At 73.3% G+C, this 12,060-nt stretch carries 11 protein-coding genes; 4 read left to right on the top strand and 7 right to left on the bottom strand.

Features of this window, described 5'->3' with window-relative positions:
• Positions 1–132 precede the first annotated feature (132 nt).
• The 3 genes from ABZS42_RS09790 to ahcY all read left to right on the top strand — a co-directional run bounded on the left by ABZS42_RS09790 (position 133) and on the right by ahcY (position 4,153).
• On the top strand, positions 133–1,140 hold the full coding sequence (locus ABZS42_RS09790) for a cation diffusion facilitator family transporter (RefSeq protein ID WP_355143535.1): 1,008 nt from the start codon (positions 133–135) through the stop codon (positions 1,138–1,140).
• A gap of 5 nt (positions 1,141–1,145) precedes the next feature.
• The gene (gene manA / locus ABZS42_RS09785) at positions 1,146–2,309 is read left to right on the top strand and encodes a mannose-6-phosphate isomerase, class I (RefSeq protein ID WP_355143534.1); all 1,164 of its coding nucleotides are present in this window, start codon (positions 1,146–1,148) and stop codon (positions 2,307–2,309) included.
• A gap of 347 nt (positions 2,310–2,656) precedes the next feature.
• Complete coding sequence (ahcY, locus tag ABZS42_RS09780) at positions 2,657–4,153, top strand: adenosylhomocysteinase (RefSeq protein WP_355143533.1); 1,497 nt, start codon at positions 2,657–2,659, stop codon at positions 4,151–4,153.
• A 59-nt stretch (positions 4,154–4,212) separates the two neighbouring features.
• On the opposite strand, the gene ABZS42_RS09775 is transcribed toward ahcY, so the two are convergent.
• Complete coding sequence (locus tag ABZS42_RS09775) at positions 4,213–4,365, bottom strand: hypothetical protein (RefSeq protein ID WP_175649223.1); 153 nt, start codon at positions 4,363–4,365, stop codon at positions 4,213–4,215.
• Positions 4,366–4,542: 177 nt separating this feature from the next.
• Entirely contained in the window at positions 4,543–5,604 is a 1,062-nt protein-coding gene (locus ABZS42_RS09770; RefSeq protein ID WP_355143532.1) for an RDD family protein, read from the bottom strand.
• A 39-nt stretch (positions 5,605–5,643) separates the two neighbouring features.
• Between ABZS42_RS09770 and ABZS42_RS09765 the strand changes: the two genes are divergently transcribed.
• Complete coding sequence (locus tag ABZS42_RS09765; protein WP_355143531.1) at positions 5,644–6,660, top strand: stage II sporulation protein M; 1,017 nt, start codon at positions 5,644–5,646, stop codon at positions 6,658–6,660.
• 32 nt (positions 6,661–6,692) lie between these two features.
• Here ABZS42_RS09765 and ABZS42_RS09760 read toward each other — a convergent pair whose 3' ends face one another.
• The 5 genes from ABZS42_RS09760 to ABZS42_RS09740 are packed head-to-tail and all read right to left on the bottom strand — an operon-like array spanning position 6,693 to position 12,043.
• The gene (locus tag ABZS42_RS09760; RefSeq protein WP_355143530.1) at positions 6,693–8,003 is read right to left on the bottom strand and encodes a DUF58 domain-containing protein; all 1,311 of its coding nucleotides are present in this window, start codon (positions 8,001–8,003) and stop codon (positions 6,693–6,695) included.
• The gene (locus ABZS42_RS09755) at positions 8,000–8,992 is read right to left on the bottom strand and encodes a MoxR family ATPase (protein ID WP_355143529.1); all 993 of its coding nucleotides are present in this window, start codon (positions 8,990–8,992) and stop codon (positions 8,000–8,002) included. Before ABZS42_RS09755 ends, ABZS42_RS09760 begins: the two co-directional genes overlap by 4 nt.
• A complete protein-coding gene (locus ABZS42_RS09750) occupies positions 8,989–10,413 on the bottom strand; it encodes a DUF4350 domain-containing protein (protein WP_355143528.1) in 1,425 nt (474 codons plus the stop codon). The genes ABZS42_RS09755 and ABZS42_RS09750 overlap by 4 nt, the downstream gene beginning before the upstream one ends.
• Positions 10,410–11,201: a DUF4129 domain-containing protein gene (locus tag ABZS42_RS09745; RefSeq protein ID WP_355143527.1), complete on the bottom strand. Its 792-nt coding sequence runs from the start codon at positions 11,199–11,201 to the stop codon at positions 10,410–10,412. The genes ABZS42_RS09750 and ABZS42_RS09745 overlap by 4 nt, the downstream gene beginning before the upstream one ends.
• Positions 11,198–12,043, bottom strand: coding sequence for a hypothetical protein (locus tag ABZS42_RS09740; protein WP_355143526.1), 846 nt, complete (start codon positions 12,041–12,043; stop codon positions 11,198–11,200). Before ABZS42_RS09740 ends, ABZS42_RS09745 begins: the two co-directional genes overlap by 4 nt.
• Positions 12,044–12,060 lie beyond the last annotated feature (17 nt).

The raw sequence follows: 12,060 nt of genomic DNA, 5'->3' as shown, positions 1-12,060 counted from the left end.
GTGGCCGGCGCGGGAGATCCGCGGCCGGCGGCCTCGCACGGCGCAGCCGAGCGGCGGCGTGAGCGGACGCGGTGAGCGGACCGTTCGGCTCGGTGCGGCTCACGGTGCCGCGAAGCGCGGCGGAGCGGTGGCGTGAGCGCTGAAGGCGGGACCAGGGCGATCATCGCGGCCCTGCTGGCCAACATCGGCATCGCCGTCACGAAGTTCATCGCGTTCCTGCTGACCGGCTCGTCGTCGATGCTGGCGGAGGCGATCCACTCGGTGGCCGACTCGGGCAACCAGGGGCTGCTGCTGCTCGGCGGCAAGCGGGCCAAGCGGGAAGCCACCCCGCAGCACCCGTTCGGCTACGGCCGTGAGCGCTACATCTACGCGTTCATCGTCGCCATCGTGCTGTTCAGCGTCGGTGGCCTCTTCGCGTTGTACGAGGCGTACCACAAGTTCCAGCACCCAGAGGCGATCACCAGGTACCACTGGGTGCCGGTGGGGGTTCTGCTCATCGCGATCACGTTGGAGTCGTTCTCCTTCCGTACCGCGATCAAGGAGTCCAACCCGCTCCGTGGCAACCAGTCCTGGGTGAGGTTCATCCGCCGGGCCAAGGCGCCGGAGCTGCCGGTGGTGCTGCTGGAGGATTTCGGCGCGCTGATCGGTCTGGTCTTCGCGCTCTTCGGCGTGAGCATGACCCTGGTGACCGAGAACGGCAAATGGGACGCGCTGGGCACCGCCATGATCGGCCTCCTGCTGGTCACCATCGCGGTGGTGCTCGCCGTCGAGACGAAGAGTCTGCTGCTCGGTGAGGGTGCCGAGGCGCACGACCTGGCCGCCATCGAGCGGGCCGTGACCGAGGGACCGGAGGTCGAGCGGATCATCCACATGAAGACGCTCTACCTCGGCCCGGAGGAGCTGATGGTCGCCGCGAAGATCGGGGTGTCAGCCTGCGAGTCCGCCGAGGAGGTGGCGCGCGGCATCAACACCGTCGAGGCGCGGATCCGCGCCGCCGTGCCGATCGCGCGGGTCATCTACCTCGAACCGGACATCTACAGCGCGGCCGCTGAGCGCGCGGGCACCGGGTCCGCGTCGCGAACCGCGGCACCGCCGACGCAGCACGCGGCGGACGAGACGGCCGAGAGGCCGGGGAGCTGAAACAAGTGGAACTGTTGTACGGCCCTGTTCGGGACTATGCCTGGGGATCGCGCTCGGCCATCGCCGCCCTGCAAGGGCGCTCGGTGCCGAGCGAGGGCCCCGAGGCCGAACTCTGGCTCGGCGCCCACCCGGGTGACCCGGCCGCCATCGAGCGCAACGGCGAACGGGTCAGCCTGCTCGACGTACTGGCGGCGGAGCCGGAGCACTGGCTCGGCCGACCGGTGCTCAACCGTTTCGGCACTCGACTGCCCTTCCTGCTCAAGGTGTTGGCGGCTGATGCGCCGCTGAGCCTTCAGGCGCATCCGGACGCGAAGCAGGCGCGGGCCGGTCACGCGGCGGACCTCGCCCGGCCGGCCGCGGAGCGCAACTACGTGGACCCGTACCACAAGCCGGAGCTGCTGGTCGCGCTCTCGCCGTTCGAGGCGCTCTGCGGGTTCCGTGAACCGGAAGAGTCCGCTCGGGCGCTCGCCGCGTTCGGCGTACCGTCGCTGGAGCCGGTGGTGACGGCGCTGCGCACCGGCCTGGCAGGGCTGCGTACGGCGGTCCGCACGCTGCTGACGTGGCCGCAGGAGGACCGGGCCGGGCTGGTGGCCGCGGTGGTGGCCGCGCCGGTCGAGGGGCCGGACGCCGAGCTGGCCCGGTCGCTGGCGGCCGAGTATCCGGCCGACCCGGGTGTGCTGGTGGCGTTGCTGCTCAACCACGTCCGGCTGGTCCCGGGCGAGGCGATCTGGATGCCCGCGGGCAACCTGCACGCCTACCTGCGCGGCAGCGGGGTGGAGATCATGGCGGCCAGCGACAACGTGTTGCGTGGTGGCCTCACCCCGAAGCGGGTGGACGTCGACGAGTTGCTGCGGGTGCTGCGCTTCGAGGTGCTCGACGAGCCGGTGGTGGCCGCACGGCCGGTCGGCCCCGGGGTGGAGTGCTGGCGGGTGCCGGTGGACGACTTCGCGTTGCAGCGGGTGACCGTGGGTGGCGAGGTGCCGGAGGTGGAGCTCGCCGTCGACGGGCCCCGGGTGGTGCTCTGCGTGACCGGCCCGGTCACCGTGGACGACGGCACGGGCGCGCTGAAGCTGGAGGGCGGTCAGGCCGCGATTGGCGGCGCGGCCGGTGGGCCGTTGCGGATCAGCGGGTCCGGCGAGGTGTACATCGCCTCCAGTGGCGTGAGCTGACCGAACGGCGTGAGCTGACCGAACGGTGTGAGCTGACCGAACCGGGCCGGCCTGGCAGCTCCGGCAACGGAATCTGCAAGTCCGACTTTTCCGGAATAGCTTGACGTACCCCTAGCGCAGTGTGACTCTATGGGTACGCAGCGTTATCGCGACGACGGTCCGAGAACGCGCGGGGAACCAAACCGGGGGGATGCGCGGGGCGGCCGGCTGGTGGACGGAAAGTCCGTTCACTACCGACCGCCCCGTGCGCTGTCCGGGTTTTCCGCGTCTCCGGGCGGCCGGGGTGCCCGTACATCCGCGCGCGTAAGGTGGAGGGTCGTGCAGCACATCGTCCGACAGGAGCTTCCATGACCAGCACCCTCCCGGCGGCCAGCGGTACGCCGTCCGAGGCCCGGCCGAACACCGTCGCGGGCGGCGACTACAAGGTGGCGGATCTGTCGCTCGCCGAGTTCGGGCGCAAGGAGATCCGGCTCGCCGAGCACGAGATGCCCGGGCTGATGGCGATCCGTCGCGAGTTCGCCGAGGCGCGGCCGCTGGCCGGCGCGCGGATCACCGGATCGCTGCACATGACCATCCAGACGGCCGTCCTGATCGAGACCCTGGTCGCGCTCGGTGCGCAGGTCCGGTGGGCCTCCTGCAACATCTTCTCCACCCAGGACCACGCCGCCGCGGCGATCGTGGTCGGCCCGAACGGCACCCCCGACGCCCCGGCCGGCGTCCCGGTCTACGCCTGGAAGGGCGAGACGCTCGAGGAGTACTGGTGGTGCACCGAGCAGGTGCTCACCTGGCCGGACGGGCAGGGCCCGAACATGATCCTCGACGACGGCGGTGACGCCACCCTGCTCGTGCACAAGGGCGCGGAGTTCGAGAAGGCCGGCGTCGTACCGCCCGTCGAGTCCGCCGACTCCGAGGAGTACGCCGTCATCCTCGGCCTGCTGCACCGCACGCTCGCCGAGGACGGCCAGCTCTGGACCCGGATCGCCGCCGGCATCAAGGGCGTCACCGAGGAGACCACCACCGGCGTCCACCGCCTCTACGAGATGCAGCGCGAAGGCACGCTGCTCTTCCCGGCCATCAACGTCAACGACTCGGTGACCAAGAGCAAGTTCGACAACAAGTACGGCTGCCGGCACTCGCTGATCGACGGCATCAACCGGGCCACCGACGTGCTGATCGGCGGCAAGATGGCCGTCGTGATGGGCTACGGCGACGTCGGCAAGGGCTGCGCCGAGTCGCTGCGCGGCCAGGGCGCCCGAGTCGTGGTGACCGAGGTCGACCCGATCTGCGCGCTGCAGGCCGCGATGGACGGCTACCAGGTGGCCACCCTGGACGACGTCGTGGAGCGGGCGGACATCTTCGTCACCGCCACCGGCTGCTTCAGCGTCATCACCCACGAGCACATGGCCCGGATGAAGCACCAGGCCATCGTGGGCAACATCGGCCACTTCGACAACGAGATCGACATGGCCGGCCTGGCCAAGCGTTCGGACGTCCAGCGCGAGAACATCAAGCCGCAGGTCGACCTGTGGCGGTTCGACGACGGCCACGCGATCATCGTGCTCTCCGAGGGCCGTCTGCTGAACCTGGGCAACGCCACCGGCCACCCGAGCTTCGTCATGTCGAACTCGTTCTCGAACCAGACGATCGCGCAGATCGAACTCTTCAGCAAGACCGACGAGTACCCGATCGGCGTCTACGTGCTGCCCAAGCACCTGGACGAGAAGGTCGCCCGGCTGCACCTGGACGCGCTCGGCGCCAAGCTGAGCACGCTCAGCAAGGAGCAGGCCGCCTACCTCGGTGTGCCGGTGGAGGGCCCGTTCAAGCCGGAGCACTACCGCTACTGACCCGACGTCTACCGGGCCGGCCGCGCGAGCGGCCGGCCCGGTTCGCGTTTACGGAGGTGTCAACCAGGGCCGCGGCGGCTCGGGCGGACCCAGGTCCAGACGCACCAGGCGAGCCAGGCCAACGAGACCGCGGTGGCCAGCGCCCGCAACCGCAGCGCGCTCAGCAGGAACACCACGGCCAGCACCGCCAGCCACGGGCCGAAGCCCCTCACGGTCGCCCTCCCGGCACCAGCGGGGCGGACGCGGCGGTGCAAGTGAACAGCTCGTCGGGCACGGTCGTCCTGTCTGCGCGTAGGAACGGTTCCGGATCCTCCCACAGTTGCCGGACGCCGGCGCTCCGCGCGGCCCGCCGGCCGGCGCCGTCCGCGTCCAGGGACCGTGGCCGCCGGTCAGGCACCGGGTCGCTCGCCGGCAACGGTTGCCGGGCGTACGGCCGGAGCGTCGGGTTGGCTGGGCGGTGCGGCCGCCGGGCGCAGCACCGGAACACCGGGTTCGCTCGGCGTTGCCCGGCCGGTCGTCGGCGGCTCCGGTGAGGCCGGACGGATCGGCATGATCGGCGGGGAGGGAACCAGCTCCGGCCAGAGCGCCGAGGTCACCGCCCGGGTCCGATGGAGCCGCTGCACCGCCCGGCGGTGCCGTTCCCGGAGCACGGCGGCCAGGTAGACGGTCTCCGGCGCGGCCAGCGGCGGCGGCGGCGTGGTCACCGCGGCCGCCTCGGCCACCTCGGCCCAGAGCCCGCGAGCCAGCCGGGTCCGCGCCGGCTCCGCGAAGAGGTGCACCCGCGCCAGGTACTGCCGCGCGGCCAGCGCGAGCTTGTCGTCGAGCCGGCTCAGGTCCAGCGTGTACGCCCAGCCGACCAGCGGTGGCACCGCGGTCGGGATGGGCCGCCACACGGACGCGGTGCGGGTGTGCACGACCAGCGTGCCGGCCACCAGGTCACCGAGGCGCCGTCCCCGCCGGTCGGTGAGCATGACCGTCACCCCGGCCACCCAGCTGATCAGCGGCAGGATGAGGCCGGGCCACTCCACGGCGACGCCGACCAGGGCCCGGGTCAGCGACTGCCGGAGCTCGACCGGGCCGCCGTCGGCGCTGATCACCCGCAGGCCGACCGCGAGCTTGCCCACCGTCCGGCCATTGTTGAAGCGTTCCATCAGCACCGGGTAGCCGACCAGCACGAGGACCAGCGCGAGGGTGCCGGTGGCGCTGTTCAGCGCCGCGTCGACCAGCTCGAACGGCAGAGCGGCGAAGAGCAGCGTGATCAGCACGGAGAGCACCAGGGCGGCCGCCAGCTGGGTCAGGACGTCCAGCAGCAGCGCGAGCACCCGCGAGCCGAGCCGGGCGACCCGGACCTCCAGCGCCACCGCCTCGCCGCTGACCAGGCCGGCGTCGCTCCACGGCACGGCCCGGTCAGCGGGGCGGGTACGGGCCGGAGGTGGTGGTTGCGCGCTCACCCCGACAGTGAACACTATGATCCCCGCACGGAGGTGCATGTGGATCTCGACGCGTACGTCGCGGAGCACGGCGGACAGTGGCGGCGTCTCGAGGCGCTGTGTCAGCGCAGCCGTCTCGACGCCGAGGAGGTCGACGAACTCATCGCCCTCTACCAGCGGACGGCCACCCAGCTCTCCGTTCTGCGCAGCCGCTCACCCGACCCCGCGCTGGTCAGTCAGCTCTCTCAGCTGGTGCTGCGGGCCCGGGCGCGGATCACCGGCCGGTCCCGCCCGTCCCTGTCGGCGGTCACCAGGTTCCTGCTCGCCGGTTTTCCGGGTGCGGTCTACCGGGCCTGGCCCTGGTGGTGCGCGGTGGCGACCGCCTTCAGCCTGCTCAGCTTCTTCCTGATGTGGTTCGTCGCCGGCAACCCGGACACCGCCGCCGCGTTCATCGGTGACGACGCGGCGGCCGACCTGGTCGAGTCGGGCTTCGCCGGTTACTACACGGAGTTCTCCGCGCCGACCTTCGCCTTCCACCTCTGGACGCACAACGCCTGGATCGCCGCGCAGTGCCTGGCGTCCGGGGTGCTGATCGTGCCGGTGTTCTACCTGCTCTGGCAGAACGCGCTCAACATCGGGGTGGTCGGTGGCGTGATGATCTCGTACGGCCGGTCGGACGTCTTCTTCGGCCTCATCACCCCGCACGGACTGTTGGAGCTGACCGGGGTCTTCGTGGCCGCCGGGGTCGGTCTGCGTACGGGCTGGGCGTGGATCTCGCCGCCCGCCGAGCTGACCAGGGGCCAGGCGGTCGCTCGGGCCGGCCGTTCGGCGATCGTGGTGGCGCGCGGTCTGGTCGGCGTCTTCGCGGTCTCGGCGTTCGTCGAGGCGTTCGTCACCCCGGCCCCGGTGCCGGTTCCGCTGCGCGTCGGCCTCGGCGCCGTCGTCTGGCTCGCCTTCCTGGCGTACGTCCTCGTCCTCGGCCGGCGCGCCACCCACCCCGACCCCGGCGCACCCTCCGCCCCCGGCCCTGTTGACCATGAAGTTGTTGTCGTGACACGCCGAGGCGACGCGCAATAGCTTCATGATCAACGTGAGCTGCGCCGGTCGGGTCAGAGTTGGGCTTGGGCCTTAAGGCGTAGGTAGGTGTCGGCCAGGCGGGTGGCGAGGGCACCAGCGGGAGCGTCCACCACGGTGACGCCGTGGCGGGCCAACGCGGCCCGTACCCGGTCCCGTTCGGCCAGCGCCCGCCACCCGGCCGCCGCCGCGTAGGCGTCCGCCGCTCTGCCCGGCGGGGTCGTGGTCATCGTGGTCAGCACCGGGTCGTGGATCGCCGCGATCACCACCCGGTGCCGCGCGGCCAGCCGGGGCAGCACCGGCAGCAGGCCCTCGCCGAGGGCACCCGCCTCCAGCGCGGTGAACAGCACCACCAGGCTGCGCTGACGCTGCCGGCGCAGGATCTCGCCGGCGATCAGTTCGAAGTCCGTCTCGACCAGCGCCGGCTGGAGCGGGGCGAGCGCGTGCACCAGCCGGGGGAGCAGCGCCGGACGGCCGCTGCCGGTCACCGTGGCGCGGATCGCCGTGTCCGCGGCGAGCAGGTCGACGCGGTCGCCGGCCCGGGCGGCGAGCGCCGTGAGCAGCAACGCGGCGTCGATGGAGGTGTCCAGCCGGGGCTCGTCGCCGACCCGCACCGCCGAGGTGCGGCCGGTGTCGAGCACGCAGACCAGCCGCCGGTCCCGCTCCGGCCGCCAGGTGCGCACCAGTACGTCCGCCTGCCGGGCACTGGCCCGCCAGTCGATCGACCGGATGTCGTCGCCGACCACGTACTCGCGCAGCGTGTCGAACTCGGTGCCCTGGCCGCGCCCGCGGGTGACCTGGGTGCCGTCGATGATCCGCAGCCGGGCCAGCTTCTCGGGCAGGTGCCGGCGGGAGTCGAACCGGGGCAGTACCCGCAGCGTCCACGGTGGCGTGGCGGGGCGGCCGGAGCGTTGCCGGAACGCCAGCCGCATCGGCCCGTACGAGCGGATGGTCAGGGCCACCGCCGGGCGGTCGCCGCGCCGGGTCGGCGTCAACCGGGTGGGCAGCACCAACGTGTCGCCGGGTGGCACCGTGACGATCCGGTCCGGGGGCAGGTCGGGGCGGGCGCCGGCCGAAGGCACCCAGGCATCGCGGACCTGGGCGCGCAGCGTACGCCCGGAACCGTTGCCGAGGCGAAGCGCGACGGTGGCCGTGCCGCCGAGCCGGACCGTCCGGTCCCCCTCCCGTTCCGCGCTGAGCGCCGCCAGCGGGACCGCCCGCATCCGGTCGACGAGCACGAGCAGCAACACCCCGCCGGTCATCACCAGCACGCCCGCGAACGGCGACGGCCAGAGCGGAAGGGTCAGCGCCCCGGCCGCCAGCAGCAGCGCCGCCCGCCAGGTCATCGCGGCGTCGGCACGGTGGCGAGCACCGCGTCCAGCACCGAGTCCACCCCCACGCCCTCCAGCTCCACCTCCGGCCGCAGCCGCAGCCGATGCCGCAGGGTGGGCCGGGCCACCGCCTTCACGTCGTCCGGCACCACGTGGTCCCGTCCGGCCAGCCAGGCCCACGCCTTGGCGGTGTTCAGCAGCGCCGTCGAGCCGCGCGGCGAGGCGCCGAGCTCCAACGCGGGGGTGGTACGGGTGGCCCGGCAGAGGTCGACGAGGTACCCGAGGAGCGGGTCGGCCACGTGGACGCGACCGACCGCGGCGCGGGCGGCCGCCAGGTCCGCGGCGGTCGCCACCGGCCGTACGCCGGCCGCGGCGAGGTCACGCGGGTCGAAACCGGCGTGGTGTGCCCGCAGTACGCCCAGCTCCTCCTCCCGGTTGGGCAGCGGGACGGTGAGCTTGAGCAGGAACCGGTCCAGCTGGGCCTCGGGCAGCGGGTAGGTGCCCTCGTACTCGACCGGGTTCTGGGTGGCGGCCACGATGAACGGGTCGGGCAGCGGACGCCGGGCACCCTCCACCGAGACCTGCCGTTCCTCCATGACCTCCAGCAGCGCCGACTGGGTCTTCGGCGGCGTGCGGTTGATCTCGTCGGCGAGCAGGAGGTTGGTGAAGACCGGTCCCTCCCGAAAGGTGAACGCGGCGGTGCGCGGATCGAAGATCAACGAGCCGGTGACGTCGCCGGGCATCAGGTCGGGGGTGAACTGCACCCGCTTGGAGTCCAGGTCCAGTGCGGTGGCCACCGTGCGGATCAGCAGGGTCTTGGCCACCCCCGGTACGCCCTCGAGCAGCACGTGGCCGCGGCAGAGCAGGGCGATCACCAACCCGGTGACCACGGAGTCCTGGCCGACGACTGCCTTGCCGACCTCGGCGCGCAGCCGGTGCAGTGCGGCGCGGGCATCGTCGGGGCCGGTGGCCGGGGGCTCGGCGGTTGCGGCAGGTCGGGTCACCGCGGTCCTCCTTCGGTCGGGTCGGTTCGGGGCGATGGGACGGGATGCGACCGCTCGGGCGGGGAGGCCACGACGGCACGGGTCACCGTGTCGAGCGAACGGGCCAGGGTGAGCAGCTCCTCGTCGGTGGCCGGGTCGTCACCGTAGAGCAGCTCCTCGATCTGCTCCGGCTCGCCGCCGGTACGCGCCGCCACGGCCGTGGCCACCCGGTCCTGTGGCGCGTCCACCGGCAGGTTGAGCCAGGGCACCAGGCGGGCCAGTGCGGCCGAGCGAAGGGTACGTCCGGCCGGTCCACGGGCTCCGGCCCGCTGGTACAGGCGGGCTCGACCGAACGCCGTCTCGGCCGAGCGTACGGCCACGGGAAGCGGTTCCGGCGCGGGTGGACCGAGCCGGCGGGCCCGCCACAGGGCGGCCAGCAGCAGGGCGAGCGCCAGTTGGGCGAGGATCGCCCAGAACCAGAGCGGGAACGCGCCCCAGAGTGGGTTCGGCGGCGGTCCGCCGGCCGAGCTGCGGGGTGGCCGCTCGCCGGAGGCGCCGTCCGGTGTGCCGGGCCGGCCCTGCATGGTGCCGTCCGGTGGCATGGTCTCCGCGCCGGCTTCGGGGGTGGTGGGCGAGTCCACAACCGGCGGTGGACTGCTACGAGCCGGCAGGGGCGGTTCAGGGCCGTCCAGGTCCAGCCAGACGACCGTTGCGTGCACCCCGAGCAGCGCGGTGGCGAACGCCGCGTTGTCCTGCTCCCCGAAACGGTCGTTGCGGAACGGGTCGTCGGCTCCGACGAGTACGGTCTCGACCGCTCCGGGCAGCCGCGCCAGCCCTGCGGAGAAGCAGAGGTCCGCGTCGACCTCGGCGTCCGGCGCGTACCGCTGGCGTTCTGCGGCGGCCTGCCGTACCGGGCTCAGCTCGTCGAGCGGGCAGGGTGTGCCGCCGGCCTGCGGGCCCACCACCTTCGTCGCCCAGCGCCGGCCGGTGCGATTCACCGGGACGCCGGTGGCGAGGAGGACTCGGACGGACGGGTCGACCAGCACCAGCCGGGTCCCGGCGGGCAGCCGGGGCAGCCGGGCCAGGGTCTCCGATCGCAGGAGGTCGGCCGCCGGTACGAAGAGGGTGGCCGGCGGCCCGGTACGGGCGGTCAAGAGGGCCGCGCGCGCGTCGGTCTCCCGTCGGACGGTGAGGCCACGCTGGCGCAGGGAGTCGGCGAGGCGGCTGCCGCCGTGCTCGCCGCTCTCCACGGGAGAGAGGTAACCCCGGTCGTCGGGGTCGGGGCGGTCGAGCGCGTGCGTGACCAGCGTGGTGCCGATCAGGGCGGCGACCAGTCCGAGCGGGATGACCAACCGGTGTCGGCGCCGTCGCCGCCTCGGTGCGGGGCCGGGCGGTTCGGCGGCGGTTTGCGGGCGGGCCGTGGCCTGCGGAACAGCGGTCACGATCGCTCCTCCCGCAGGGGGGCCGGCCGGTCGTCGAGGGTGGACTGCTCGGCCACCGGGTTCGCCGGCACGACGCCGCCACCGGGCCCCGCCCCGCCGTCGGTACCCGTCGCGATGTCGCCGAGGTCCGCCGGGGCGGACTCGACCGGGGGTGGGGTGGCAAGCACCCGGTGCAGTTCGGCGGCGAGTTCCCGCATGCGTCGGTCGTGGTCGGCGGTGGCCGGCCGCTGCGCGTACCAGAGTTCGGAGAAGATCAGGCTGGCGGCCACCACCGGGGGGCCGCTGTGCGGCCGGTTCCGGGTGGCCGTCGAGCCGACCTCGAGCACCGTGAGCCCCGGCTGGGCGGGCACCACCTGCCGCGCCGCCAGCTCGCGGATCATGTCGCGCAGCCGCTCCCGTACCGCCTCGGCGTACCGCCCCTCGGCGGCGAGCCGGTCGGCGAGCGAGAGATGGGCGGTGAGCTGATCGGGCGTCTCGTCGGGCGGCGGCCGCTCGGCCGCCGGCGCGGCGTTGTTGGCAGCCGAGCGGCGACGCGGCCGCAGTCGCAGTCGCAGTCGGGGCCAGCGAAGTCGGGGCCAGCGTGGCCGGGGCAGCCGGATCCGCGGTAGTCCGATCCTGGGCAGGCGCAGCCGTGGTCCAGGCAGGCGGCGGGGAACCCAGGCGGGGAACGTGTACCAGGCCAGCGCCGCCGCCACCCCGGCGACGACGAGCAGCGCCGTGACCAACGACAGCGGGACGTGGTCGCCGAGCGCCGCGGTGGTCTCCGTCCACCACCGGCTGAAGCTCATCGGTCGGCCGCCAGCACGACGGGTTCCGGGGTTCCGGCCGGGGTGCGGGCGAGCAGGATGTCCAGCCCCTCGGTACGGATCCGGGTCTCCAGGTGCAGTACGGCGTCCAGGCAGGCGAGTGCCGGATAGGCGATGCTGTTCACGGCGGCCCAGACCAGCAGCGCGACCGGCAGTGCCCAGCGGCTGTCGACCAGGCCGAGTTGGGACAGCCCGAGGATGACGCCGCTGGCCAGGCCGACGCGGAGGATCCACCAGCCGGTGTACCCGAGCAGCCGGATCATGCCGGCGCGCATCCCGGACCGGGTGGCCAGCTCGGTGGCACGGGGCAGGACGCGGGGCAGGGACACCCGGTCCACGACGAGCGCCGGCGCGACGGCCCCCAGCAGGGCGGCGCCCACGAACCAGACCGGTCCGCAGAACGCCGCCACGCCCATCAGGCCGCCGACGACGAGCGCGAACAGGACGGTGGCACCCCAGCGGCCGCCGGCCCTGCGCAGCACCTCCCCGGGGCGGGCGGTCCGGCCGAGTAGCGCGGCCGCGCCGGCCCGGGCGGCCGGATTGCCGAGCAGCGCGATGATCATCGCCTCGGCCGTCGCGCCGGTCGTGAGCAGCACCCAGTACGCGGCGAACGACCCGTCGGACAGCCACCAGATCGGCGGCACCGTGCCGGCCGCGAGCCGCAGCGGTTGCAGCACGAGGAACTGCTCGGCGGCGGCGAGAACGAAGGCGATCGGCACCAGTACGCGGGCCTGCTCGCGCAGGAGCAGGACGGCCGAGTCGAGCAGTTCGCCCACGGTGAGCGGGCGGTGCGGGAGCACGGCGATCGGGCCGGCGTCGGGCACACGTACTCCTGTTGGAC

The organism is Micromonospora sp. NPDC005367, assembly GCF_040606825.1.
Classification (GTDB): domain Bacteria; phylum Actinomycetota; class Actinomycetes; order Mycobacteriales; family Micromonosporaceae; genus Micromonospora.
Note: the sequence above shows the minus strand (reverse complement) of the source record. Positions and strands in the feature narration are given on the sequence as shown.

What these genes read in the sequence shown, in the direction of transcription:
- ABZS42_RS09760 (WP_355143530.1), bottom strand. Translation starts at nt 8,003, where the DNA reads ATGACCTGGCGGGCGGCGCTGCTGCTGGCGGCCGGGGCGCTGACCCTT.
- ABZS42_RS09745 (WP_355143527.1), bottom strand. Translation starts at nt 11,201, where the DNA reads ATGAGCTTCAGCCGGTGGTGGACGGAGACCACCGCGGCGCTCGGCGAC.
- ahcY (WP_355143533.1), top strand. Translation starts at nt 2,657, where the DNA reads ATGACCAGCACCCTCCCGGCGGCCAGCGGTACGCCGTCCGAGGCCCGG.